Annotated in this window: 21 protein-coding genes; 9 read left to right on the top strand and 12 right to left on the bottom strand. The window is 73.4% G+C overall.

Annotated features, from left to right (window positions below; genetic code table 11):
• Window positions 1–61: 61 nt before the first annotated feature.
• From OG393_RS22515 to OG393_RS22490, 6 genes are all read right to left on the bottom strand, one after another.
• Entirely contained in the window at window positions 62–1,381 is a 1,320-nt protein-coding gene (locus tag OG393_RS22515; protein WP_442817346.1) for an RNA polymerase sigma factor, read from the bottom strand.
• Window positions 1,382–1,589: 208 nt separating this feature from the next.
• Entirely contained in the window at window positions 1,590–3,479 is a 1,890-nt protein-coding gene (dnaG, locus tag OG393_RS22510) for a DNA primase (protein ID WP_327376488.1), read from the bottom strand.
• Between the two features lie 29 nt (window positions 3,480–3,508).
• Window positions 3,509–4,768 (bottom strand): NAD(P)/FAD-dependent oxidoreductase, encoded by a 1,260-nt coding sequence (locus OG393_RS22505; RefSeq protein WP_327376487.1) that lies wholly within the window; start codon window positions 4,766–4,768, stop codon window positions 3,509–3,511.
• A 471-nt stretch (window positions 4,769–5,239) separates the two neighbouring features.
• Window positions 5,240–6,526 carry a deoxyguanosinetriphosphate triphosphohydrolase gene (locus OG393_RS22500; protein WP_327376486.1) on the bottom strand — a complete coding sequence of 429 codons (1,287 nt, stop codon included), beginning with the start codon at window positions 6,524–6,526 and terminating at the stop codon, window positions 5,240–5,242.
• A 112-nt stretch (window positions 6,527–6,638) separates the two neighbouring features.
• Window positions 6,639–7,547: a sirohydrochlorin chelatase gene (locus OG393_RS22495; protein ID WP_327376485.1), complete on the bottom strand. Its 909-nt coding sequence runs from the start codon at window positions 7,545–7,547 to the stop codon at window positions 6,639–6,641.
• Window positions 7,548–7,711: 164 nt separating this feature from the next.
• Complete coding sequence (locus OG393_RS22490) at window positions 7,712–8,407, bottom strand: hypothetical protein (RefSeq protein WP_327376484.1); 696 nt, start codon at window positions 8,405–8,407, stop codon at window positions 7,712–7,714.
• A gap of 79 nt (window positions 8,408–8,486) precedes the next feature.
• Between OG393_RS22490 and OG393_RS22485 the strand changes: the two genes are divergently transcribed.
• The 3 genes from OG393_RS22485 (at window position 8,487) to OG393_RS22475 (ending at window position 12,330) form a co-directional block, all read left to right on the top strand.
• Entirely contained in the window at window positions 8,487–9,269 is a 783-nt protein-coding gene (locus OG393_RS22485; RefSeq protein ID WP_327376483.1) for an aquaporin, read from the top strand.
• A 65-nt stretch (window positions 9,270–9,334) separates the two neighbouring features.
• Window positions 9,335–10,036: a SanA/YdcF family protein gene (locus OG393_RS22480; RefSeq protein ID WP_327376482.1), complete on the top strand. Its 702-nt coding sequence runs from the start codon at window positions 9,335–9,337 to the stop codon at window positions 10,034–10,036.
• Window positions 10,037–10,191: 155 nt separating this feature from the next.
• Window positions 10,192–12,330: a molybdopterin oxidoreductase family protein gene (locus OG393_RS22475; protein WP_327376481.1), complete on the top strand. Its 2,139-nt coding sequence runs from the start codon at window positions 10,192–10,194 to the stop codon at window positions 12,328–12,330.
• On the opposite strand, the gene OG393_RS22470 is transcribed toward OG393_RS22475, so the two are convergent.
• The 3 genes from OG393_RS22470 to OG393_RS22460 form a co-directional block, all read right to left on the bottom strand.
• Window positions 12,296–12,727 (bottom strand): gamma-glutamylcyclotransferase family protein, encoded by a 432-nt coding sequence (locus OG393_RS22470; RefSeq protein ID WP_327376480.1) that lies wholly within the window; start codon window positions 12,725–12,727, stop codon window positions 12,296–12,298. The two genes, OG393_RS22475 and OG393_RS22470, sit on opposite strands and share 35 nt — an antisense overlap.
• Window positions 12,724–13,056 (bottom strand): divalent-cation tolerance protein CutA, encoded by a 333-nt coding sequence (gene cutA / locus OG393_RS22465; RefSeq protein WP_327376479.1) that lies wholly within the window; start codon window positions 13,054–13,056, stop codon window positions 12,724–12,726. The genes OG393_RS22470 and cutA overlap by 4 nt, the downstream gene beginning before the upstream one ends.
• Before the next feature lie 128 nt (window positions 13,057–13,184).
• Window positions 13,185–13,778 (bottom strand): NADPH-dependent FMN reductase, encoded by a 594-nt coding sequence (locus tag OG393_RS22460; protein ID WP_327376478.1) that lies wholly within the window; start codon window positions 13,776–13,778, stop codon window positions 13,185–13,187.
• Between the two features lie 65 nt (window positions 13,779–13,843).
• Here OG393_RS22460 and OG393_RS22455 point away from each other — a divergent pair, with 65 nt between their 5' ends.
• The 3 genes from OG393_RS22455 to OG393_RS22445 all read left to right on the top strand — a co-directional run bounded on the left by OG393_RS22455 (window position 13,844) and on the right by OG393_RS22445 (window position 16,125).
• Entirely contained in the window at window positions 13,844–14,629 is a 786-nt protein-coding gene (locus OG393_RS22455; protein ID WP_327376477.1) for an aminotransferase class IV, read from the top strand.
• A gap of 284 nt (window positions 14,630–14,913) precedes the next feature.
• Window positions 14,914–15,420, top strand: coding sequence for a hypothetical protein (locus OG393_RS22450; RefSeq protein ID WP_327376476.1), 507 nt, complete (start codon window positions 14,914–14,916; stop codon window positions 15,418–15,420).
• 87 nt (window positions 15,421–15,507) lie between these two features.
• Window positions 15,508–16,125 (top strand): class F sortase, encoded by a 618-nt coding sequence (locus OG393_RS22445; RefSeq protein WP_327376475.1) that lies wholly within the window; start codon window positions 15,508–15,510, stop codon window positions 16,123–16,125.
• A 125-nt stretch (window positions 16,126–16,250) separates the two neighbouring features.
• On the opposite strand, the gene OG393_RS22440 is transcribed toward OG393_RS22445, so the two are convergent.
• Window positions 16,251–17,030: a sulfite exporter TauE/SafE family protein gene (locus OG393_RS22440; protein ID WP_327376474.1), complete on the bottom strand. Its 780-nt coding sequence runs from the start codon at window positions 17,028–17,030 to the stop codon at window positions 16,251–16,253.
• Window positions 17,031–17,369: 339 nt separating this feature from the next.
• On the opposite strand from OG393_RS22440, the gene OG393_RS22435 reads away from it, so the two are divergent.
• The 3 genes from OG393_RS22435 to nirD are packed head-to-tail and all read left to right on the top strand — an operon-like array spanning window position 17,370 to window position 21,473.
• Window positions 17,370–18,608, top strand: coding sequence for an NAD(P)/FAD-dependent oxidoreductase (locus OG393_RS22435; protein WP_327376473.1), 1,239 nt, complete (start codon window positions 17,370–17,372; stop codon window positions 18,606–18,608).
• Window position 18,609: 1 nt separating this feature from the next.
• Complete coding sequence (gene nirB / locus OG393_RS22430) at window positions 18,610–21,144, top strand: nitrite reductase large subunit NirB (RefSeq protein WP_327376472.1); 2,535 nt, start codon at window positions 18,610–18,612, stop codon at window positions 21,142–21,144.
• On the top strand, window positions 21,141–21,473 hold the full coding sequence (nirD, locus tag OG393_RS22425; RefSeq protein ID WP_327376471.1) for a nitrite reductase small subunit NirD: 333 nt from the start codon (window positions 21,141–21,143) through the stop codon (window positions 21,471–21,473). The genes nirB and nirD overlap by 4 nt, the downstream gene beginning before the upstream one ends.
• Before the next feature lie 165 nt (window positions 21,474–21,638).
• Here the strand turns inward: nirD and OG393_RS22420 are convergent, their stop codons facing one another.
• Window positions 21,639–22,049, bottom strand: a complete 411-nt coding sequence (locus tag OG393_RS22420; protein ID WP_327376470.1) for a VOC family protein — start codon at window positions 22,047–22,049, stop codon at window positions 21,639–21,641.
• 289 nt (window positions 22,050–22,338) lie between these two features.
• On the bottom strand, window positions 22,339–23,364 hold the full coding sequence (locus tag OG393_RS22415) for an ArsR/SmtB family transcription factor (RefSeq protein ID WP_327376469.1): 1,026 nt from the start codon (window positions 23,362–23,364) through the stop codon (window positions 22,339–22,341).
• Between the last annotated feature and the right edge of the window lie 228 nt (window positions 23,365–23,592).

The following is a 23,592-nucleotide window of genomic DNA, read 5'->3' as shown; positions in this document are numbered from 1 at the left end:
TCGTACCGGGACACGGGTCCTCCCCCGGTTCACGGGTCACCGCGCACGGTTGCGGGAGTGTTCAGTCGAGGTAGCCGCGGAGTTGGTCGGCGAAGGCGTGGTCCCTGAGTTTGCCGAGGGTCTTGGACTCGATCTGGCGGATGCGTTCGCGCGTCACACCGAAGATCCGGCCGATCTCCTCCAGGGTGCGGGGCCGGCCGTCGTCGAGGCCGTAGCGGAGCTGGACCACCTTGCGCTCACGCTCGCCGAGCGTGGAGAGCACGGCCTCCAGGTGTTCGCGCAGCAGCAGGAAGGCGGCGGACTCCACCGGGGACGCGGCGTCGCCGTCCTCGATCAGGTCGCCGAGCGCGACATCGTCCTCCTCGCCCACGGGAGCGTGCAGTGAGACGGGTTCCTGGGCGAGGCGCAGGACCTCGCCGACCCGCTCGGGCGTCAGATCGAGCTGGACGGCCACCTCTTCGGGCGTGGGTTCGTAGCCGCGTTCCTGGAGCATCCGGCGCTGGACCCGGACGACCCGGTTGATCAGCTCGACGACGTGAACGGGGACGCGAATGGTCCGGGCCTGGTCGGCCAGGGCGCGGGACATCGCCTGGCGGATCCACCAGGTCGCGTAGGTCGAGAACTTGTAGCCGCGGGCGTAGTCGAACTTCTCGACCGCGCGGATCAGACCCAGGTTTCCCTCCTGGACCAGATCGAGCATGGTGAGGCCACGTCCGATGTACCGCTTGGCGACGGAGACGACCAGGCGCAGGTTCGCCTCGATGAGACGGCGCTTGGCCATCCGGCCCATGACGACCAGCCGGTCGAGGTCGACGGCGAGCAGGGAGTCGAGGTCGGGTGCGGTGGCGAGCCGCTCCTCGGCGAAGAGGCCCGCTTCGACCCGGCGGGCGAGTTCGACCTCCTCTTCGGCGCTGAGCAGGGGAATGCGGCCGATCTCGCGCAGGTACTGCCGGAAGAGGTCGGAGGAGGGGCCGTTGCCGGCGAGCTCGGCGCGGCGGGGGGCGGGGCTCTCCGGCGCCGCGGTCGTCTCCACCGGAGCGGCCGGGTCGGCCGCCTCCGGTGCTTCGGGTCCGTCGGCCGCCTCGGTCCCGGCGGGTGTGCCGGCCGGATCGGCGGCGGTGGGGTGCGGCCCCTCCGCGGGCCCGGGGAGGGGCCTGGCCGACGGGGCGGGCTCCGGCGCCTCCGGGTGGTGGGCGGCCGGACGCTGTCCGGGTACGGCGTGGGTCGGGGGCAGGGTCCGGGTCTGCACGGGGGCGACCTCCAGGGTGTTCGCTGCCGGTTCGGGGGCGTACGGCAGCGGGACGGGGGCGGCCGGGCCGCGGTGGTCCGTCCCGTACACGAGGGGCGGAATCGCGGGGGCGCGCTCCGAGGGCTCAGGCACCGCCCACCAGTGTGGGGGACGACACATCGCCGCCACGAGGGGCGTGCGGTGACTTTTTGGATGCGGGCGACTACGAAGGGGGACGGCCGGTGTCGGCGGGCCCGACGGCGGGTGTCTCACGGGGGGTCGCGGCGCCGGGGCCGGGCGACCGGCCCGCCCGGCACGGTGCGCGCACGCGGCCCGACCGCGAGGGCGCGCCGGCGCCCGGTCAGAGTGCCGCGGCGCCGTTGGTACGCAGGGACTGTCCGTACTGGGTCAGGACCCACAGCTCGTTCTGTACGGCCGCGAGCCGCTCGGGGTCGCCGTGGGCGCCGAGGCGCGCCAGGCTGCCCTGGACCTCGCGGATGCGGCGGTCCACCGCGCGCAGGCGGACCGTGACGAGCTGGTCGCCCGCGTACGCCTCGTCGACGGTCTTGGCGAAGATCGTCTCGACGGCGAGTTCCGTGACGAGCGCGCGCACCGTGTCGTCGGGCGCGGCCTCACGGACGGCGGTCAGGTAGTCCGCGGGGGCGTCGGTCGCGCCGCCCGCGTCCTGGATGCACTGGCGCACGGTGGTGTAGGGCGGGGCGGTGAACTCGTCGGCGCCGTAGGCGTCGAAGGCGGGCGAGACCAGCTCGGGGCGCTGGAGGGCGAGCTTGAGGAGTTCACGCTCGGTGCGGTGGGCGGGGCTGCGCAGGTTGAGTGCGGGGCCGGTCGGCGACGGGGGTGCCTGGAGCGGTGGGGGCGCGGGGCGCGTCTGCGTGGGCGCCGGGCCCCGGCCGCCGCGGTCGCGCGCCCAGCGGGCGATCTGGGCGACCCGCCGGACGACGAAGGGGGTGTCGAGGATGCCGAGCATGCCGGCGAGCTGGACGGCGACCTCGTGCTGAGAGGCGACGTTCTTGATCCTGGCGACGATCGGGGCCGCCTCGTCGAGCGCGGCGGCCCGGCCCGCGGGGGTCTCCAGGTCGTAGCGGCGCACGATCTGGCGCAGCGCGAACTCGAACAGCGGGGTGCGGGGCTCGACCAGGTCGGCGACGGCCTGGTCGCCCTTGGCCAGGCGCAGGTCACAGGGGTCCATGCCGTCCGGGGCGATGGCGATGTAGGTTTCCGCGGCGAACTTCTGGTCGTCCTCGAAGGCGCGCAGGGCGGCCTTCTGACCGGCCGCGTCGCCGTCGAAGGTGAAGATCACCCGGGCCGAGCCGTTGTCCATCAGGAGGCGGCGGAGGATCTTGATGTGGTCGCCGCCGAAGGCGGTGCCGCAGGTGGCGATGGCGGTGGTGACGCCGGCCAGGTGGCAGGCCATGACGTCGGTGTAGCCCTCGACGACGACGGCGCGGCTGACCTTGGCGATGTCCTTCTTGGCCAGGTCGATGCCGTAGAGCACCTGGGACTTCTTGTAGATCGGCGTCTCGGGGGTGTTGAGGTACTTGGGTCCGTTGTCGTCGTCGCGGAGCCGGCGCGCTCCGAAGCCGACTACCTCGCCGCCGACGTCCTTGATCGGCCACATCAGGCGTCCGCGGAAACGGTCGATGGGGCCGCGGCGGCCGTCCTGGGAGAGCCCGGAGAGGGTCAGCTCCTTGTCGGAGAATCCCTTGCCGCGCAGGAAGCGGGTGAGGTGGTCCCAGCCGGCCGGGGAGTAGCCCACGCCGAAGTGCTCGGCCGCGGCCTGGTCGAAGCCGCGCTCGGCGAGGAACTTCCGGCCGATCTCTGCCTCGGCACTGCCCAGTTGGTCGACGTAGAACTGGGCGGCGGCCTTGTGGGCCTCGACCAGGCGGATGCGTTCGCCGCGCTGGTGGCCGGGGTTGTAGCCGCCTTCCTCGTAGCGCAGGGTGATGCCCGCCTTGGCGGCGAGACGCTCGACGGTCTCCGAGAAGGAGAGGTGGTCGATCTTCATCACGAAGGCGATGGTGTCGCCGCCCTCCTGGCAGCCGAAGCAGTGGAACAGGCCCTTGCTCGGGCTGACCTGGAAGGAGGGCGACTTCTCGTCGTGGAAGGGGCACAGGCCCTTGAGGTTTCCGCCGCCGGCGTTGCGGAGCTGGAGGTACTCGGACACGACGGCGTCGATCGGGACCGCGTCCCGTACCGCCTTCACGTCGTCATCGTTGATCCTGCCTGCCACGCGTGAATCCTACGGTGCCGGGCGGGTTCTCAGAGCAGGCCGTCGAGGGGGGTCGAGGGGTCCGCGAGCGCGTCCGGGTCCACCTGGGCCCGGGATCGGACGAGCTGCTGGATCGGCTCTGTGACGTCCCACACATTCACGTTCATCCCGGCCAGCACCCGCCGGTCCTTCAGCCAGAAGGCGACGAACTGGCGCTTGCCGACGTCGCCGCGCAGGACGACCTGGTCGTACGTGCCGGGCGGGGCCCAGCCCGAGTACTCCATGCCGAGGTCGTACTGGTCGGAGAAGAAGTAGGGCACCCGGTCGTAGCTGACGTGCCGGCCCAGCATGGCGCGGGCGGCGGCCGAGCCGCCGTTGAGGGCGTTGGCCCAGTGCTCGACGCGCAGGCGGGTGTGCAGCAGCGGGTGGTGGGCGGCGGCGACGTCGCCGGCCGCGAAGATCTCCGGGTCGGAGGTGCGCAGGGACTCGTCGACGGCGATGCCGCCGCCGTGGGCGCGGTCGACCAGGGCCAGACCGGCGGATTCGGCGAGGGCGGTGCGCGGGGCGGCTCCGATCGCGGCGAGGACGGCGTGGGCCGGGTGTTCCTCGCCGTCGTCGGTGCGGACGGCGAGGACCATGCCGTCCTGGCCGACGATCTCGGTGAGCCGGACGCCGAACTGGAAGCGGACGCCGTGTTCGGTGTGCAGATCGGCGAAGATCTGACCGAGTTCGGGGCCGAGGACCTGGTGCAGCGGGGTGGGCTCGGACTCGACGACGGTGACCTCGGCGCCGTACCCGCGCGCCGCGGCGGCCACCTCCAGCCCGATCCAGCCGCCGCCCGCGATCACCAGGTGGCCGTTGTCGCGGCCGAGAGCGGCCAGGACGTGGCGCAGCCGGTCGGCGTGCGCCAGCCGGCGCAGGTGGTGGACTCCGGCGAGGGCGGTGCCGGGGATGTCGAGGCGGCGGGGCTCGGAGCCGGTGGCGAGGAGCAGCCGGTCGTAGCGGATGGTGGTGCCGTCGCCGAGGCGGACGGTCCGGGCCGCGCGGTCGACGGCGGTGACGGGCTGCCCGAGGTGCAGCTCGATGTCGTTCCGGGCGTACCAGGCGGCCTCGTGGACGAAGACGGCGTCGCGCTCCTCCTTGGCCATGAGGTAGCCCTTGGACAGCGGCGGACGTTCGTAGGGGTGGTCGCGCTCGTCACCGATGAGGATCACACGGCCCTTGAAGCCCTCGGCACGGAGGGTCTCCGCCGCTTTGGCGCCGGCGAGGCCCCCGCCGACGATGACGAAGGTCTGATCTGCGTCGACCACTTGCTGCCTCCTCGTTGCGACCGCTTCCACGCTACGCCTCCGGCCCTCCGGCGGACGGTACCGCCTCGGGCCCTGCCCGTGAGCGTCCCGCACGGAGCGTGAGGGCGGAAGGGGGCGGGGGCGGTCGCCGGTCAGCCGTGGCGGGGACGTCGGTTTCCGCTCCCCGCCGGAGCCCGGGGATTCCCGCCACGGTCGTCTGACCGTCTCGGTGGGTTCCCGTTTCGGGGCGGCGTGCCGGGACGGGTACCGGTCCTACCCGCGCTCGACAGGCTGACGCCGCCGGTCCGACGGCCTTGGCGACGGTGACCGCAGCGTCGACGTTCCGGTCGAGGGCGGCCCCGCACTCCCCGCACGGGGACATGGAGGGGCTTGGGGCCGTCCTCGACACCGCGCACAGGAGACCTGAGAGGTCGGCTGGTCGGCTCGACTCACCATCGCCTCACCACCGGACTGAAAACCGGCGCACCGCGATCAGCCCCGGTATCGGGCGTGGAGGCTGCGGGCGGAGGCGTCGGTCAGCGAGGAGATCTGGTCGATGATCACCCGCTTGCGCGCGCGGTCGTCGGGGGCCGCGTCGAAGAGGGCGCGGAACTGGGGGTCGAGCCCCTCGGGCGCGCGGGCGGTGAGCGCCTCGGCGAGTTCGGCGAGGACGATGCGCTGGTCGGCGCGGAGCGCCTCCTGTTCGGCACGCTGCATGACGTACCGGTCGGCGACGGCCTTCAGGACGGCGCATTCGTTGCGGGTCTCGCGCGGAACGACGAGCTCGGCTCCGTAGCGGGTGAGGCGGCCCGCTCCGTGGCGCTGCCGGGTGGCGCCCTCGGCGGCGAGGCAGAAGCGGCCGATCAGCTGGCTGGTGGCGTCCTTGAGACGGGCCTGGGCGACGGCGGAGCCGTCGTAGCCGTGCGGCCACCAGTCCTGTGCGGTGAGCCGGTCGAGGGCGTCGGAGAGTTCGTGCGGGTCGGTGTCCGCCGGGACGTAGCGGCCGCGGGCGACGGTCCAGATGCCGGCACGCTCCGGCTCGGCGAAGAACATGTCGGGGTCGATGTGGCCGGCGTGCAGGCCGTCCTCGAAGTCGTGCACCGAGTAGGCCACGTCGTCGGCCCAGTCCATGACCTGGGCCTCGAAGCACTTGCGGTGAGCCGGTGCGCCCTGGCGGACCCAGTCGAAGACGGGCAGGTCGTCCTCGTAGACGCCGAACTTGGCGGAGTCGGGGTCCTCGGGGTGGCCGCCGCGCGGCCAGGGGTACTTGGTGGCGGCGTCGAGCGCGGCGCGGGTGAGGTTGAGGCCGACGCTGACCGGAGCACCGGTGAGCGGGGAGGCCATGAATCGTTTCGGCTCGATCCGGGTGAGCAGCCGCAGCGACTGGGCGTTGCCCTCGAAGCCGCCGCAGTCCTTGGCGAAGTCGTTGAGGGCCTGTTCGCCGTTGTGGCCGAAGGGCGGGTGGCCCATGTCGTGGGAGAGGCAGGCGGCTTCGACGAGGTCGGGGTCGCAGCCGAGAGCGGCGCCGAGCTCACGGCCGACCTGTGCGCACTCCAGGGAGTGGGTGAGCCGGGTACGGGGGCTGGCGTCCCAGGCGTGACTGCGCGAGCCCGGGGTGACGACCTGGGTCTTGCCGGCCAGCCGCCGCAGCGCGCTGGAGTGCAGGACACGCGCGCGGTCGCGCTGGAAGGCGGTGCGGCCGGGGCGCTTGTCGGGCTCGGCGGCCCAGCGTTCGGTGGCGGTGTCGTCGTAGCCCGGGGTGTCCGTGATGCCTTCCATGCACCGAAGGTAACCGGAGGGACGGACACCTGGTGGTCGACGCGTACTTTTCGGACCGGCCGGGGCGGTCCTCAGAGCCCGTCGGGTGGCCTTCGACCGACAGGCTCTCAGCTCAGGCGGGGGCGAGCGCGCGTCCGGGCGCGGCGGCGGGGTTCCGCAGTGCCTCGTCGTAGCGGTGCAGGACGAGGCGGGCCAGTGCGGGGTGCGCGCCGAGCGGGTCCGCGGCGATCCAGGGCGCCTGGGCGGCGCTGCGGGTCGCGAACAGACCGGGCGCGGCGAAGCAGGAGGCGACGGCGACCCGGTGCCGGCCGCGAGTGGCCAGCACGCGCACCGCCTCGGGCACGGTGGGCGCGGCGGCGGAGGCGTACGCGGGCACGACGGGCACCGTGCCGAGGCGTTCGCCGAGGAGCGCCGCGGTGCGGCGGATGTCCGCGAGGGACTCCGGGTCGCGGGAGCCGGCCGCGGCCAGGACGACGCCGGCGGAGCGCGAGGCGCTGTCCCCGGCGGTCCAGCCCGCTTCGTCGAGCCGGTCCGCCAGCGCCTCGACGAGCAGCGGGTGCGGGCCGAGCGGGAGGGCGATCCGGGTCCGCAGGCCGGGTACGGCGGCGGCAGCGTCGGGCAGGTCCCGCTTGACGTGGTGGCCCCGGCCGAACAGGAGCGGGACGAGGACGGCGCCCCGGCCCGCCCCGGCGAGCCCGGCGAGGGTGTCGCCGAGGAGCGGAGTGTTCAGCTCGATGTGGGCGAGACGGACGTCGAGTCCGGGCCGCAGTTCGCGGACCCGCTCCAGCAGCCGGCCAAGGGTGGCGCACGCCCGCGGGTCGCGGCTGCCGTGGCCGACGGCGACGAGGGTGGGGGCGGTGCTGCTCATGGGCCTGCGCGTTTCGTCGGGGGCGGGGGTGACGTGAGTGATTCGGCCGCCGCGCCCGTTCAGATGCACCCGGCCCAGTTGGGTCCCGAGCTGTGCGGTGATCCGCCCGAGCAGTTGGGCGGTGCTGTCGAACGTGCTGTCCGGCTCCGTCATGGACCGATCCTGCTCCTGGCACGTTGCCTGCCGGTTGCGCCGGGGTCACGGCTGTTTTCCGCGTGCTCACCGGACGCCCCGCGGGGCTGTCAGAGCGTGGTGGACGCCCCCCTCCGGCCGGGGCGGGCCGTGCCCGCCCCGGCCGGAGGGAAGCCGCCGGGCTCTCAGGCCCCCGTGTCCAGCCAGACCCGCAGGGGTGCGAGCGGGACGAACCCGGCGGCGAGGGCGGGCGCGAGATCGTCGCCGGACTCGTAACCGACGACCGGTCGGCGGGGATCGGCCAGGCCCAGGCAGCCGACCCAGACCTCGGACGGGTCGGTGCCGTCGGCGGCGAAGAGGTTGGACACGCCGGTGACCGGGCCGCTGTCGCTGAGCACGGCGCCCCCGAGGATCCGCCCGTCGGGTCCGTATCCCGCGACGACCGTGGTGGCCGGGTCGGTGAGCAGGTCCGGACGGAACAGGGAGGCTTCCTCCGGAGAACCGCCACTCCAGGACGACGCCCAGTCGGCGAGGTCCTGGGGAGCGCGTACCGGGCGCCACCGCGCACCGGGGGCGGCCGGGCCCGCCGGGCCCGCCGGTCGGTGGATCCACTCCGCCTCGAACAGCGGCCGGAAGCCCTCGGCCGTGAGGTCCAGGCGGGCGAAGCCGTCCTTGACCGAGGCACCCGGGGTGTCCCGGTCGATGCCGTCCAGGACGTCGCGTTCGTTCGCTTCGGCGGTCAGCGTCACCGCGTCCGGGTAGTAGAGCGGCGTGCGGCGGCCGTTGGTCCAGGCCCGGGGGCCGAACACGCCGGGGTGTCCGTGGGCGCGGCACATCGCCTGGCACCACTCGGCGTTGTTGCGCACTGCCTGCATGATCATCTGCTGATCTTACGAGCCCTCCGCACGCTTCTCACCCTCCCCTTCTCCGACTTTCGCACTGCGGAATATATTTTCCGATATGAGAATGACTCTTCCGGCGCTGCGACGGCGCGCCGCCGCCGAACTCGTCGGCACCGGCGGCCTGGTCGCCGTCATCGTCGGATCCGGCATCCGGGCCGACGCGCTCAGCCAGGACAGCGGGGTCCGCCTACTGGCGAACTCCCTGGCCTCGGCCCTCGGGATCGGCCTCCTCATCGCCCTCCTCGGCCCGCTCTCCGGCGCCCATCTCAACCCCGTCGTCACGCTCTCCGAGTGGTGGTCCCGGCGCCGCGAGGCGGGTGCGCCGGGCGGTGGCGAGGCCGCCGTCTACATCGCCGCCCAGCTCGCCGGGGCCATCGCGGGCGCCTTCCTCGCCGAGGCCATGTTCGGGCGGGCTCCCGGCACCTGGTCCACCCGGGCGCATACGCACACCTCCCTTCTGCTCGGCGAGACGGTGGCCACGGCAGGGCTCGTCCTGGTCGTCCAAGGGCTGCGACACACCGGACGCTCCTCGCTCGCCCCGGTCGCGGTGTCCGCGTACGTCGCCGCGGCCATCTGGTTCACGTCCTCGGGCTCGTTCGCCAACCCGGCGGCCACGGTCGGTCGCTCCCTCTCCGACTCCTTCACGGGAATCGCGCCCGGCTCGCTGCCCGGCTTCATCGGCGCGCAGCTGCTCGGCGCCCTGCTCGGCACCGCCCTCGCCGCCGTCCTCTACGGCCCTGGGCGCTCCGGCACCGCCCGGCCGACGGGCCCACGCCGTGCCTCCCCGGCCGATCCGGCCGATCCGGCCGCCCTCGACGCCGCCGACCTCTCCCCCGGATGAACCGGGCGGCGCGTTCCGGCGTCGAGGGTGGTGACAGCTCAGGCACGATCCACGGAGGTCCGTTCATGCGAGGCTCAGGCCTACCCACCCGGCTGCGGGAGACCGCGCGGCTGCCGCGCACCCGCCGGGCCCGGCGCCGGACCGTCCGGACCCTGGCGCTCGGCGCCGTCCTCGCCCTCGCCCCGGCCACCTGGACGCACGCCGTCGCCGAGAGCCGGCTCCGCACCGCCGCGGAGGTGCCCGCCCAGGACGTCGCCCTCGTGTTCGGCGCCGGGCTGTGGAAGGGCCGCCCGACCCCGTACCTCGCGCACCGGCTCGACACCGCGGCCGCGCTCTACCGCACGGGCAAGGTCAAGGTCCTCCTCGTGACCGGCGACAACAGCCGGACCTCGTACGACGAGCCCGACGCCATGCGCACCTACCTGACCGCGCACGGGGTGCCGGACGACCGGATCGTCAGCGACTACGCGGGCTTCGACACCTGGGACTCCTGCGTGCGCGCGAAAAGGATCTTCGGCGTCGACCGGGCCGTCCTCGTCACCCAGGACTTCCACATCCGGCGGGCGGTGGCCCTGTGCACGGCGGCGGGCGTCGAGTCCTACGGCGTCAAGGTCGTCGAGCCGCACGACACGACCTTCTACTACGGCGGCGCCCGGGAGCTCCTCGCCGCCGGGAAGGCCGCCCTGGACGCGGCCCTGCGCCCCGACCCGCGCTTCCTCGGCACGCACGAGAAGGGGGTGACGGAGGCACTGGCCTCGGCACACTGAGCCGCGTCGGCCGGGGATCCGGCGGCGCCCCTCGGCGGACCTCGGCGGACCCGCCCGGCCCTCACCGGCCCCGGAGCGGCCGGCGGAGCGCGACGTACCGGCCCCGTAATCGGACGCGCCGCCTCCCGTAACACGCGCGTCGCACGCTCTGTTACATGTCCGAGGCCGTCACCACCCCCACCCACTGCCCCTACTGCGCCCTGCAGTGCGGCATGTCGTTGCGCCGCCCGCCGGAGCGGCCGGGCTCCGTGGAGGTGGTCGACCGCACCGACTTCCCGGTCAACCGGGGCGCACTGTGCGGCAAGGGCCGCACCGCTCCGGCCGTACTCTCCTCCCGGGTCAGGCTGACCGAGCCCCTGGTCCGCTGCCCTGACACAGGTGCACTGCGGCCGGCCACCTGGGAGGAGGCACTCGCCGCCGTCGCCGACGGGCTGCGCCGGACCCGCGCCGACCACGGACCCGATGCCGTGGGTGTCTTCGGCGGCGGCGGTCTCACCAACGAGAAGGCATACGCGCTGGGCAAGTTCGCCAGGCTCGTCCTCGCCACCTCGCAGATCGACTACAACGGCCGCTTCTGCATGTCGTCGGCGGCCGCCGCGCACGGCAGGGCCTTCGGGCTCGACCGAGGGCTCCCCTTCCCGCTGGAGGACATCCCGCGCACCGGCTGCGTGATCCTCGTCGGGTCGAACCTCGCCGAGACCATGCCGCCCGCACTGCGCTATCTCACCGAGCTGAAGGAGAACGGCGGCCGGCTGATCGTCGTCGATCCCCGCCGCACCCGGACCGCCGAGCAGGCCGACCTGCATCTCGCCCCGCGGCCGGGCACCGACCTCGCGCTCGCCCTGGGCCTGCTCCACCTCGTGGTCGCCGAGGGCCGCACGGACGAGGAGTTCATCCGGGAACGCACCACGGACTGGGAGGCCGCGCGGGCGGGTGTGATGGCCCACTGGCCGGAGCTGGTCGAGCGGATCACCGGGGTGCCGGTACCCCTGCTGCGGGACGCCGCGCGGATGTTCTGCGACGCGGAGAACGCGATGGTGCTCACGGCACGCGGCCCGGAGCAGCAGTCCAAGGGCACCGACACGGTCGGCGCCTGGATCAACCTCTGCCTGGCGACCGGGCGGGCCGGACGTCCGCTGTCCGGCTACGGCTGTCTCACCGGCCAGGGCAACGGCCAGGGCGGACGCGAGCACGGCCAGAAGGCCGACCAGCTGCCCGGCTACCGCAAGCTCGACGACCCGGCCGCCCGCGCGCACGTCGCGGAGGTGTGGGGGGTGGCGCCGGAGTCGCTTCCGGGTCCGGGCCGCAGCGCGTACGAGCTCCTCGACGCGCTGGGCGGCGACGTGCGCGCGCTGCTCCTGATGGGTTCCAATCCGGTCGTCTCCGCGCCGCGTGCCGCCCACGTCGAGCAGCGGCTGCGCTCCTTGGACTTCCTCGCCGTCGCGGACGTGGTCCTCTCGGAGACGGCGGAGCTGGCCGACGTCGTGTTGCCCGTCACCCAGTGGGCGGAGGAGACCGGCACCACGACCAACCTGGAGGGCAGGGTCCTGCTCCGGCGGCAGGCGCTCACCCCGCCGGCCGGCGTCCGCAGCGATCTGGAGGTGCTGCACGCCCTGGCCGCGCTGCTCGGCTGGGAGAAAGGCTTCCCCACCGACCCGGAGGAGGTCTTCGACGAACTGCGCCGCGCCTCGGCGGGGGGTCCCGCGGACTACTCGGGCATCAGCTACCGCCGCATCCGGGAGGAGAACGGCGTCTTCTGGCCCTGCCCGCGGCCGGCCCGGCCGGCACCGCCCCAGTCCCCGCCGACGGGGGTGGCGGCGCGGGAGGACCACCCGCACCCGGGCACGCCCCGCCTCTTCCTCGACCGGTTCGCGACCCCCGACGGACGCGCCCGGTTCGTCTCCGTGGTCCATCGCGCGGCGGGCGAGGAGACCGACGACGAGTACCCCGTGGTCCTGACGACCGGCCGGGTCGTCGCGCAGTACCAGTCCGGCGCGCAGACCCGGCGCGTCCCGGAGCTGAACGCCGCCGCTCCCGGTCCCTTCGTGGAACTGCATCCACGGCTCGCGGAGCGGATCGGGGTGGCCGAGGGCGAGCGCGTCGCGGTCGTCTCCCGACGCGGACGGGCGGTGGCTCCGGCGCGGATCACCACGGCCATCCGACCGGACACCGTCTTCATGCCGTTCCACTGGCCGGGCGAAGGACGGGCCAACACCCTCACCAACCCCGCGCTCGACCCGGTCTCGCGGATGCCGGAGTTCAAGACCTGCGCGGTCCGTCTGGAACCCGCCTGATCCAGTCGCCGCCGACGACTCGCGGCCCCAGCGGGACGCCCGGGGCCGCGAAGTACACCCATGCCCGGACCGCCGCCCCGTCACGGAGCCGGACCACCTCCCGCTCGGCCCGTTCGTACAGGTTGAGCGGGTGGCCCGGACCCCGGTACTCCTCCAGGCGGTCGAGTACGGCCAGCAGTCCGGCGTAGGCGCCGGGCGCGGCGGTCACCAGTTCGCCGGTGACCCGTCCGTCGCCCGGGACGGCGTAGGGGTAGCCGGGACCGTCGTGCAGCACCGCGCCCGCCAGCCGGCCGGGCTCCTCGGCGGCGGTGCGACCGAGGAGGAACCGGTCGTGGTTGCGCCGGCCGGGGCGGAGCGTCCCGTACGCGAAGAAGGGCAGCTCCGGCCCGGTCGTCACGGGGCGGCCGTCTCGGCCGCGATCCACTCCAGGTAGGCGGCGGACGCCCGGACGACGGGGGTGGCGAGGATCTCGGGAGTCGTGTAGGCGTGCGCGGCGAGGAGGTGGGCCTCCAGCGCCGGGTAGCGGGCCTCGGTGGTCTTGAGGAACACCTGCCACTCCTCCGTGGTCTCGATCGCCCCCTGCCAGTGGTAGACGGAGGTGACGGGTCCGGAGATCTGCGCGCAGGCGGCGACGCGGGCCTCGACCGCCCCGCGGGCGAGGTCCCGTGCCTGGGACGCTGAGTCGACGGTGGTCTGGACGGTCAGGGCGGTGGGAGCGTGGGTCACCGCGTCACCGTACTCACATCGGCCGGCCCGCGGCACGCACCGGACCGCTCCCGCGTACCCGGTCCGTTCGGGGGAGACGGCGGCCGGGGCGGTGCGGAGAAGCGGAGGAAGCGGGGTGGGCGGTCCGCTCAACCCGCGTACGGGAGGACGGTCTTGGCCTCCCGCAGGGCACGTGCCCACCAGGCGATCTGGTCGAGCATCGTCTTGGCGGCGCCGTCCGGCCCGGCCGGGTCCCTGAGGGCGCCGCCCTCCGCGAACAGCTCCCCGGCCCGGTGGAAGGAGACCGTGTCGCGGACGGTGACCGCGTGCATCTCGGCGAAGACCTGGCGCAGTTGCTCGACGGCCCGCAGGCCGCCGGCCATGCCTCCGTAGGAGACGAACCCGACGGGCTTGGCCTGCCACTCGGTGAAGTGCCAGTCGACGAGGGCCTTCAGGGAGGCGGGGAAGGAGTGGTTGTACTCGGGGGTGAGGACGACGAAGGCGTCGGCGGCGGCCAGCACCGGAGAGACCGCGTCGAGTGCGGCGCGGGCCTCCGGACCGGGCCGGTGGGAGAGGGCGGTCGGCAGCGGCGTCAGGGCGAGGTCCACGACATCAACGGCGAAGTCCTCCCGCAGGGCGGTCCGGGAGAGGAACCACTCGGCGACGACGGGGCCGAAGCGTCCTTCGCGGTTGCTGGCGACGACGACGGCGAGTCTGAGGGGCGCGGAACGCGTGAGGTCCATGCGGACGATCCTTCAACCTCAACCATGGTCGAGGTCAAGGGCGTGTCCGTGGGCTACGGTGTCGTATGACCCACACCTCCCCCGGCTCCCTGCGCATCGAGACCGACGGCACCCCGTCGTCCGATCCTGAGACCCTGGCCGCGCTGATGAGCGGCTACGGCCACTTCACGGCGCTGCAGGTGCGCGACGGCCGGGCCCGCGGCCTCGGGCTGCACCTGGCGCGCCTCGACCGCTCGACCCGCGAGCTCTTCGGACCGGGCCTCGACGCGGACTACGTCCGGACCCTGGTGACCGGGGCCCTGGAGCGCGCCGGTCGGCGGGACGCGGCGGTGCGGGTGTACGTCCACGAAGGGATCCGGACCACGGTGACCGTCCGCGAGCCGTTCACACCCGATCCGACCCCACAGAGCCTGATGTCCGTCGGCTACCAGCGGCCGGCCGCCCACATCAAGCACCTCGGCGGCTTCGGTCAGCGCCTCCACGGCGACGCGGCCCGACGGGCGGGGTTCGACGACGCCCTGCTGACCGCCCCGGACGGCGAGATCGCCGAAGCGGCGTACGCCAACATCGCTTTCTGGGACGGCACTTCGGTGATCCGGCCGTCGGCACCCTGCCTGCCCGGCATCACGATGGCCCTGCTGGAGCCCGCGCTGGGGTCGGTACAGCGCCGGGTGACTCGGGCGGACCTGCCGGGCTTCCGGGCGGCGTTCCTGACCAGCGCCCGGAGCGTCACCCCGGTGCGCCGGATCGACGACCTGGCGTTCGAGGTGGACGAGGGCCTGATGCGGCGGGTGCGCGCGGCGTACGAGTCGGTCCCCCGGGAGGCGCTGCGCGCGGGCCCCGGCGGGTGACCGGCCGCCCGGCGCGGGCCGGAGAAGCACCGCCCCGGCAGCCCGGAGTGAGCGCCGAGGGCCTTCGCAGACCCGCGCCCGGCCAGTGCCACCCACCCGTCACTCGTTCGGCAGGTACCGCGGCGGAAGGTCGCGCCGGCCGCTCCGACCTGCGCAAACGCGGGAAAGCAAGGCGACACGCCGCACCGGACGGCCCCTTCTGATTCTCCATCAGCAGGCGGCGGGCGCGCCGCGGCACTTGTCTCGGTCTCAGGAACGACCGACAGCGCGCCCCGGAGGACCCCATGCGCACCACTGCCCGCCTGCTCACCGGTACCGCGTTGACGGTCGCCGCGATCGGCGTGTTCGCCGCACCGTCGGCGTACGCCGGGAACTCCGAGAGCCTGGAGGTCACCCCCTCCTCGGCCTCGCCCGGCACCATCGTCACCGTGAACACCCTCGCCTGCGGGAAGCACGGGCACGGCGTCGGGGACGCCCAGTCGCTCGGCGCGGGTGAGTTCCCGCTGAACCCGAGCACGCACAAGGAGGTCGTGGTCGGCCAGTTCACGGTCCCGGAGCACGCCAGGGCCGGGACGTACGGCATCAGCGTCGCCTGCGACAACGGCAAGACGGCACACGGCGAACTCGTCGTCAAGCACAAGACCCCGAGCGGGCACGTGCAGACCGGTGTCGGGGGCAGCGTCGGCCCCGACACCGCCCGGATCACGGCGGGCGCGGCGGTGCTGGCCGCGGCTGCCGTCGGCGGTACCTGGCTCCTGCGTCGCCGGGCGAGCGGCACGCAGGGCGGCTGAGTCGTACCGCACGCCCTGCCCCCGTCGCACGCCCCTTCGAGGCGCGGCGGGGGCAGGGCCACTTCTCCTCACCCGAGAGGGAGGACCGTGAGCAGCAGGACCAAGGGCTGGGGAGTCGCGATCGCCGCGTGCGTCGGCGTCTGGCTCGTCCAGAACGGCGCGGAGGAGGTCACCCCGCCCATGCCGTCCGCGGCGCAGGCGTTCGCCGCGGGACCGAACGAGCACACCGACGCCGCCGCCGAACCGCTGCCGCCGTCGACGCCGGTCCGGCTGCGCATCCCCGAGATCGACGTGGACACGCCGATGACGCCGCTCGGGCTCGACGCCCGGGGCGCGCTCGACGTGCCGCCCGCCGAGGACCGCAACCTGGCGGGCTGGTACCGCGAGGGCACCACGCCCGGCGCCCGGGGAACCGCGATCGTCGCCGGTCATGTCGACAACGCGCGGGGACCGGCCGTCTTCTACGCGCTCGGCGCGCTGAAGAAGGGGAACCGGGTCGAGGTGGACCGTCAGGACGGCCGGACCGCCGTCTTCACCATCGACGCCGTCGAGGTCTACGAGAACGAGGACTTCCCGGACACCAAGGTCTACGGCGAGTCGGAGCGGGCCGAACTACGGGTGATCACCTGCGGCGGCGGCTTCACCCGGAAGTCCGGCTACCAGGGGAACGTGGTGGCGTTCGGGCACCTCATCGGAGTGCGCTGAACCGGGACGCGCCGCCCTCCCGTGCCGTGCCGCCGGCGGTACGGTGGCGGGGCCGGACCGCAGGACCGCGGCGAGGGGCCGACCGTACGTCAGAGCCCGTCGGCCGAAGGCCACCCGACAGGCTCTCAGGCCCACTGGTCGAAGGCGAGCTTCGCGACGAGCGAGAAGACCACGACGAGCAACACCCCACGCACGAACTCGGCCCCCTTGCGCAGCGCCATGCGCGCGCCGAGCATCCCGCCCACCAGGTTGAAGAGCGCCATGACGGCAGCGAGCTGCCACAGCACGTTGCCCTGGTAGGCGAACATCGCGAGCGCGCCGCCGTTGGTGCAGACATTGACGATCTTGGCGGTGGCGGAGGCGGTCACCAGGTCCAGCTGGAGCACGGCGGTCAGCGCGAGCACCAGGAACGTGCCGGTACCCGGCCCGAACAGTCCGTCGTAGAAGCCGATCCCCCCGCCGACCAGGACGATCGCGGTCACGACACGGGCCCGGCCCACCGGCGCCGTGCCCCGGCTCCCGGAGCCGAAGGACGGGCGGAGCAGCACGAACGCGGCCACGGCGAGCAGCACGACCATGATCACCGGCCGCAGTACCTCGCTGCTGATGCCCGCGGCGAAGAAGGCACCGCCCATCGATCCGGCGAGGGCGGCCAGGCCGATCCGTACCGCCGTCCTCACACGCACCGGAGCCTTGCGCACGTAGGTGACGGCGGCGCCGCTCGTGCCGACGATCGCGACGGCCTTGTTGGTGCCGAGGATCTGGGCGGCCGGCACCTGTGGCAGGCCGAGCAGCAGGGCGGGCAGCAGCAGGAGTCCTCCGCCGCCGACCACAGCGTCGATCCAGCCCGCCACGAGGGCGGCGACGCAGAGCAGGGCGAGCGTGGTCAGGGATATCTCGGGCATGGTGGTGAGCCTAGGCGTTCTGTCCGCGGAGGTCGGTGCCGGGACGGCCCGGTGCGGGTGGCCCCGGTCCGGGCCGTCGAGGAGGAGGAACGGCCGAGGTCGTCGCCTTCCGCGCACCGGGCCGCCGGTATACGAGAACGCCTTCGCCGGCCGGTCCCCCACGCTCCTCGGGGCGCCCGCGAGGAGGCTCCGACCGGGGGCCGGACCTCACGCCGGCTCCCCCGGCGTGCGTGAGGGGCGCGTCCTCACAGCGCGCTCTCCCGGGGGCTGAGATCAGCGTTCCGTACGGGAAACAGGCGGGATGTCGACGGGTAACACCCAGCCCGCACGCTTCGTGTCATGAGTACACGGATCGTGGTGGTCGGGGGCGGAACGGCAGGTGCCCGGCTCGCCCAGCGCCTGCCGGTCACCCTCCTCGGCGAGGAGACGCACGCACCGTACAACAGGGTGCTGCTCGCGGATGTCCTCGCCGGGCGGTACGAGCCCGAGGTCATCACGCTGCCCGACACCCGGGAACCGGTGCGGCGCGGCGTCCGGGCGGTGCGGATCGACCGTGCCGCCCGGGTCGTGGAGTGCGCGGACGGGACGACGGTCGGCTACGACCACCTGGTCCTGGCGACCGGCTCCAATCCGGTGCTGCCGCCGCTGCGCGGACTGCGCGACGCCAGGCTGCCCTCGGGCGTCCATCCGTTCCGTACCCTCGAGGACTGCCTGGCCCTGCGGACGGTCGTCCGCCCGGGGGTCCGCGCCGTCGTCATCGGCGGCGGACTCCTCGGGGTCTCCGCTGCCCGCGCGCTGGCCGCGCTGGGCGCCGAGGTCGTCCTGGCCCAGCAGGGCGAGCGGCTGATGGAACGCCAGCTCGACGAGCGGGCCTCGGCGCTACTGCGCGACCACGTGGAGTCCCTCGGCGTGGAGGTGCACACCGAGTGCCGGGTCAGCGGACTGCACGGCGGGGACGGCGCGGTCACGGCCGTCGAACTCGCCGACGGCTTCGTCCTCGACGCACAGGTCGTGGTCCTCACCTGCGGGGTCCGGCCGCGCGTCGGGCTCGCCCGGGACGCCGGTCTGGACGTGCGCACCGGAGTCGTCGTCGACGACGAGCTGCGCACCTCCGACCCGTACATCCACGCGATCGGCGACTGCGCCGAACACGACGGCCGCGTCTACGGACTCGCCGGCCCGGCCCTCGAACAGGCGGACGCGCTGGCGTCCGTGCTGGCGGGCGCGGGCTCGGCCTACGCGCCGCCGGGCACCCGGGTCCCGGACGGGCCCCGGGTGCCCGTGCCCGCCTACACCGGTACCCGGGCGCTGACCCGGCTGACCCTCGGCGGTCCGGTGCCGCTCGATCTCGCCGCCTTCGGCGAGGCCGAGGCCCAGCCCGGCGACGACGTCGTGCAGCTGACCGACGGCACCCGCCGGGCGTACCGCAAGGTCGTCGTCCGCGGGGACCGCCTGGTCGGCGGCGTCCTGCTGGGCGATCTCGCCGCGATCGGAGCGCTCGCCCGAGCGTGGGAGGGCGACGAGGCCCTTCCGCACGCTCCCCTGCTCCACCTGCTCACCCATGACGGAGGCTCCTGAGATGTCGACCACGCCCGCGCACACCCCCACCGTCGTCCTGGTCGGCCACGGAATGGTCGGCCAGCGGTTCCTGGAGGCACTGGCCGACCGGGGCGTCACCGAGCGCGCCCGGATCGTGGTCCTCTGCGAAGAACCGCGCCCCGCCTACGACCGGGTCCAGCTGACCTCCTACTTCAGCGGACGTACGCCCGACGATCTGTCGATGGTCGAGGACGGCTTCCTGGAGAAGCACGGCATCGAGCTGTACGTCGGCGACCCGGCCGAGTCGGTCGACCGCGGCACCCGCACGGTCACCGCGCGTTCGGGGCGGGTGTTCGCGTACGACACCCTCGTCCTGGCCACCGGCTCGTTCCCCTTCGTCCCGCCGGTCCCCGGCAAGGACGCCCGCGGCTGCTTCGTCTACCGGACCATCGAGGACCTGCTCGCGATCGAGGAGTACGCGAAGACCGCGGCCACCGGCGCCGTGGTCGGCGGCGGCCTGCTCGGTCTGGAGGCGGCGGGCGCGCTCAAGGGCCTCGGGCTGGACACCCACGTCGTGGAGTTCGCCCCGAGGCTGATGCCGGTGCAGGTGGACGAAGGCGGTGGTGCGGCGCTGCTGCGTACGATCGAGCGGATGGGGCTGAGCGTCCACACCGGGACCGGTACGCAGGAGGTCGTGACGCAGGACGGCGCGGTCACCGGGATGCGCCTGTCGGACGGCTCCGAACTCGCCACGGACATGGTGGTGTTCTCGGCGGGCGTACGGCCGCGGGACCAGCTGGCCCGCGACTGCGGCCTCGACGTCGGCGAGCGGGGCGGCATCCGGGTCGACGAGCAGTGCCGCACTTCCGACCCGGCCGTCTTCGCGATCGGTGAGTGCGCGCTGGCCGCGGACGGCCGGGTGTACGGCCTGGTGGCGCCCGGCTACGAGATGGCGCGGACGGCGGCGGCGACGATCGCCTCGGCGGAGGAGCACTCCTTCACCGGTGCGGACATGTCGACCAAGCTGAAGCTGCTCGGGGTGGACGTGGCCTCCTTCGGTGACGCGCACGGCGCCGCCGAGGGCTGTCTGGACGTCGTCTACGCGGACTCCCGCTCCGGCGTGTACCGAAAGCTGGTGGTCGACGGCGACGGGGTCCTGCTCGGCGGTGTGCTGGTCGGCGACGCGGACTCGTACGGCATGCTCCGCCCGCTCACGGGCACGGTGCCACCGGTCGCCCCGGAGCAGCTGGTGCTGCCGGCGGGCGCCGGCGCACCGGTCGCGCTCGGGCCGTCCGCCCTGCCGGACGACGCGGTCGTCTGCTCCTGTCACAACGTCACCAAGCACGCCATCGGGCAGTGCACGACGTTGCCCGAGGTCAAGCGTTGTACCAAGGCCGGTACCGGGTGCGGGAGCTGTGTGAAGGTCATCCAGCAACTGCTGCCCGCGGCCACCGACAAGGGCCTGTGCGGCTGCTTCTCGTACACCCGCAGCGAGCTGTACGAGATCACCCGGGCCCTGCGGCTGACGTCCTTCGCGGCGCTGTTGGACGGGCACGGCAGGCCGGAGGCGCGCGGGGGCGACGGCTGCGAGGTGTGCAAGCCCACCGTGGGCTCCATTTTGGCCTCCCTCAACAACGGTTACATCCTCGACGGCGAGCAGGCCGCGCTCCAGGACACCAACGACCACTTCCTGGCGAACCTCCAGCGCAACGGCTCGTACTCGGTGGTGCCGCGCATCCCCGGCGGCGAGATCACCCCGGACAAGCTGATCGTGATCGGGGAGGTGGCGCGGGACTTCGGGCTCTACACGAAGATCACCGGCGGGCAGCGGATCGACATGTTCGGCGCCCGGGTGGACCAGCTGCCGGCGATCTGGACCCGGCTGGTCGACGCCGGCTTCGAGTCGGGCCACGCGTACGGCAAGTCGCTGCGCACGGTGAAGTCCTGCGTGGGGCAGACCTGGTGCCGCTACGGCGTCCAGGATTCGGTGCGGATGGCGATCGGACTGGAGCTGCGCTACCGGGGCCTGCGCTCGCCGCACAAGCTCAAGTCGGCCGTCTCCGGCTGTGCCCGGGAGTGCGCGGAGGCCCGGTCGAAGGACTTCGGCGTCATCGCGACTGCGAGCGGCTGGAACCTCTACGTCGGCGGCAACGGCGGCGCGACCCCGCGGCACGCGGACCTGCTGGCGCAGGACCTCTCGGACGCCGAGCTGGTCCGCCTGATCGACCGCTTCCTGATGTTCTACATCCGCACCGCCGACCGGCTGGAGCGCACCTCGACCTGGCTGGAGAGGCTGGAGGGCGGGCTCGACCACCTCAGGGACGTGGTCGTGCACGACTCGCTGGGGCTCTGCGACGAACTGGAGTCGCTGATGGCCGCGCACGTCGCGGACTACCAGGACGAGTGGGCGCAGACCCTGGACGACCCGGACCGACTGCGTCGCTTCGTGTCCTTCGTGAACGCTCCGGACGCGCCGGACCCGTCGGTGCGATTCGTCCCGGAGCGTGAGCAGATCAAGCCGGACCTGACCGTTCTGACCATCGGAACCCGCCTGGAAGGAGCCTCCGCCCGATGAAGCTCGAACTCTCCCACGACACCGAGGCCGACGCGTGGACGGCCGTCTGCGAGGAGTCCCGGCTGACGCCGGGCCGGGGTGTGGCGGCGCTGCTGCCCGACGGCCGGCAGGCGGCGCTGTTCAGGGACCGGTCGGGGCGCGCCTACGCGATCGACAACCGTGATCCGTTCACCGGGGCGCAGGTCCTGTCCCGGGGGCTGCTCGGCTCGGCGGACGGGCGGGTGTTCGTGGCCTCGCCGCTGCTGAAGCAGCGCTTCGATCTGGAGACGGGCCGCTGCCTGGACGACGACGAGGTGACGGTGGCGGTGTACCCGGTCCGCGCGGTCTGAGCGGCGGGCCCGTCCGCCGGCTGCCGGGAACAGAGGGGACGGAGAGAGGGGGCTCCGGGCCGGTGGCGCCCGGGTGACGGGACCGGCGGGCGCGGGCGAGCGGCTCCGGATCACTCCGGGGCCGCTCGCCCGCGCCTCGGGGCCGCTCGGGGCGGCCCGCTCCGGTCAGCCCTGGACCGCGGACGGGTCCATCCACATGACCTCCCAGTGGTGGCCGTCCACGTCCGCGAAGGAGCGGCCGTACATCGTGCCGTAGTCGACGGGCTCCTTGGCCGGTGAGCCACCTGCGGAGAGGGCGGCGTCGGCGAGTTCGTCGACCTTCTCCCGGCTCTCGGCGCTCAGCGCGATCAGCACCTCGGTGGTCCTGGCCGCGTCGGCGATCTCCTTGCCCGGTGCGGTGAACTCCTTGAAGCGGGGCTCCGTCAGCAGCATCGCGAAGATCGTGTCGCTGATGACGAGGCACGCGGTGGTGTCATCGCTGAACTGCGGGTTGAAGGAGTAACCGAGCTTGCTCCAGAAGCTCTTCGAGGCTTCGAGGTCCTTCACGGGCAGGTTGACGAAGATCATCTGGGGCATGGCGGTCTCTCTTCTCTCCGGTCCGGGCTCCACGTTCGGCGCCTACGAGAGGTAGGACGGCGGGCCCGGTCGAAACTCATCGCTGTCCGCGGAGAATCTTTCCGGACCCGGCACCCGATCACGGCCCGGTCGCTCCCGTCGGCGCGCCGCGGACCTGTTTCCGGCCGCCGGGCCGGGGCGCCGGGCCCGGACCGCGAGCCGACGCCTCGCCTTCACTGTTTGTTGCTGCACAGTCAATGTGTGCTCCAGGCCCCGGGTCCCCACGGCCGGCTCCGGCGCCTTCGCCTCGCTACGAGGTGACGGGCCCGTTCCGGGCGTAGCACGGCTCCCCTCGTGGCGCCCCCCGAGCGCCGCCCAGCAGGGCGGCGCCGAGGGGCGTCAGCGTGTGCAGCACCGCGTTGCCGTGCCGCAGTGTCGCGACGAGGCCGGCCTCACGCAGGACACCGGCGTGCTGGCTGGCCGAGGCGAGCGACACCCCGGCCCTGCGGGCCAGTTCACTGGTGGTGCCGCCGTCACCGATGGCGTGCAGCACCGCGGACCGCGTGGTGCCGACCAGCTTCGCCAGCGAGGACCCGCCCGGTTCGCGGACGGTCGGCGCCTCGCAGTGGGTGATCGGGTAGACGAGCACCGGCGGCAGTGCCGGATCGCGCAGGACGACGGGCGTGCCGCGGCAGAAGTACGACGGCTGGAGCAGCAGCCCGCGGCCGTCCAGGTACAGGTCACGGTCGACGGGATAGTCGGACTCCAGGACCGGGGCGCGCCAGCGGAGCATCCGCGGCAGGGAGGCGAGGAGTTCCTCGGTCCCGCCGTCGAGCAGCGCCCGGCCGCGCATGGCCCGGTCCGCCTCCACTCGCGCCCTGATGTGGGGCAGGTACGGCTCGACGGCGGCCCGGTGGTAGCTGCGCAGCGCCCCGATGAGGCGGCTGAACGATTCTGCGCCCCCCTCGGCCAACAGCCTCAGGGAATGGGGCACGGTCCGGCCGCCGGGCCGTGCGGCGCCCAGCAGCGCCAGCTCGGCACGGAGCCGTTCGGGAGAGGTGGCACGGACCGCCGCAAGCCCCTCGTCGAGCCCACCGAGGCCCTCGGCGGGCGTCAGGAAGTCGGGAAAATATCCACGGCTGGGAACCAAGGCGGCAAGCAGCCGCGTCTCACCGTTCAGCCGGGTACGGGTTTCCGACCGCCATTCTCCGTAGACGACGTTGCCGCGCCGGTCCCTTAAACGGTGAAAACTGAGAATCGTTTCCCACAGAACGTCCGGTCGGGCGGCCATCCGGACGCCGGCCAAGTCGTTTCCTGTGAAATGAATCCGCAGCATGAAACCCCCACCTGTGCACTCGCAACCACCCCCTGCAAGGAGTATGCACACCATCACAGGACGTTACCAGGGTGTTTCAGCCACACTTGAAAAGCATCGCGGAGACCGGGGGCAAACCGAAAGGCTGTGCGTGTCGGGCAGGAAACCTTCAGGACCGAGGTGACGCGACGAAGACCGTGGGGGGCTTCGGGCGTCCGGCGGCGGTCGGCGAGGGTTGCGGCTCACTTG

Source organism: Streptomyces sp. NBC_01216 (genome assembly GCF_035994945.1).
Lineage (GTDB): Bacteria > Actinomycetota > Actinomycetes > Streptomycetales > Streptomycetaceae > Streptomyces.
The sequence above is the reverse complement of the archived record's forward strand: the minus strand, read 5'-3'. Positions and strand labels throughout refer to the sequence as shown.

Coding starts and splice junctions, on each gene's coding strand:
- OG393_RS22415 (WP_327376469.1), bottom strand. CDS start 23,364: ATGCTGCGGATTCATTTCACAGGAAACGACTTGGCCGGCGTCCGGATG.
- OG393_RS22440 (WP_327376474.1), bottom strand. CDS start 17,030: ATGCCCGAGATATCCCTGACCACGCTCGCCCTGCTCTGCGTCGCCGCC.
- OG393_RS22460 (WP_327376478.1), bottom strand. CDS start 13,778: ATGGACCTCACGCGTTCCGCGCCCCTCAGACTCGCCGTCGTCGTCGCC.
- OG393_RS22435 (WP_327376473.1), top strand. CDS start 17,370: ATGAGTACACGGATCGTGGTGGTCGGGGGCGGAACGGCAGGTGCCCGG.
- OG393_RS22490 (WP_327376484.1), bottom strand. CDS start 8,407: ATGATCATGCAGGCAGTGCGCAACAACGCCGAGTGGTGCCAGGCGATG.
- OG393_RS22500 (WP_327376486.1), bottom strand. CDS start 6,526: ATGGAAGGCATCACGGACACCCCGGGCTACGACGACACCGCCACCGAA.
- OG393_RS22455 (WP_327376477.1), top strand. CDS start 13,844: ATGACCCACACCTCCCCCGGCTCCCTGCGCATCGAGACCGACGGCACC.
- OG393_RS22420 (WP_327376470.1), bottom strand. CDS start 22,049: ATGCCCCAGATGATCTTCGTCAACCTGCCCGTGAAGGACCTCGAAGCC.
- OG393_RS22495 (WP_327376485.1), bottom strand. CDS start 7,547: ATGACGGAGCCGGACAGCACGTTCGACAGCACCGCCCAACTGCTCGGG.
- nirD (WP_327376471.1), top strand. CDS start 21,141: ATGAAGCTCGAACTCTCCCACGACACCGAGGCCGACGCGTGGACGGCC.
- nirB (WP_327376472.1), top strand. CDS start 18,610: ATGTCGACCACGCCCGCGCACACCCCCACCGTCGTCCTGGTCGGCCAC.
- OG393_RS22480 (WP_327376482.1), top strand. CDS start 9,335: ATGCGAGGCTCAGGCCTACCCACCCGGCTGCGGGAGACCGCGCGGCTG.
- OG393_RS22485 (WP_327376483.1), top strand. CDS start 8,487: ATGAGAATGACTCTTCCGGCGCTGCGACGGCGCGCCGCCGCCGAACTC.
- OG393_RS22450 (WP_327376476.1), top strand. CDS start 14,914: ATGCGCACCACTGCCCGCCTGCTCACCGGTACCGCGTTGACGGTCGCC.
- OG393_RS22475 (WP_327376481.1), top strand. CDS start 10,192: ATGTCCGAGGCCGTCACCACCCCCACCCACTGCCCCTACTGCGCCCTG.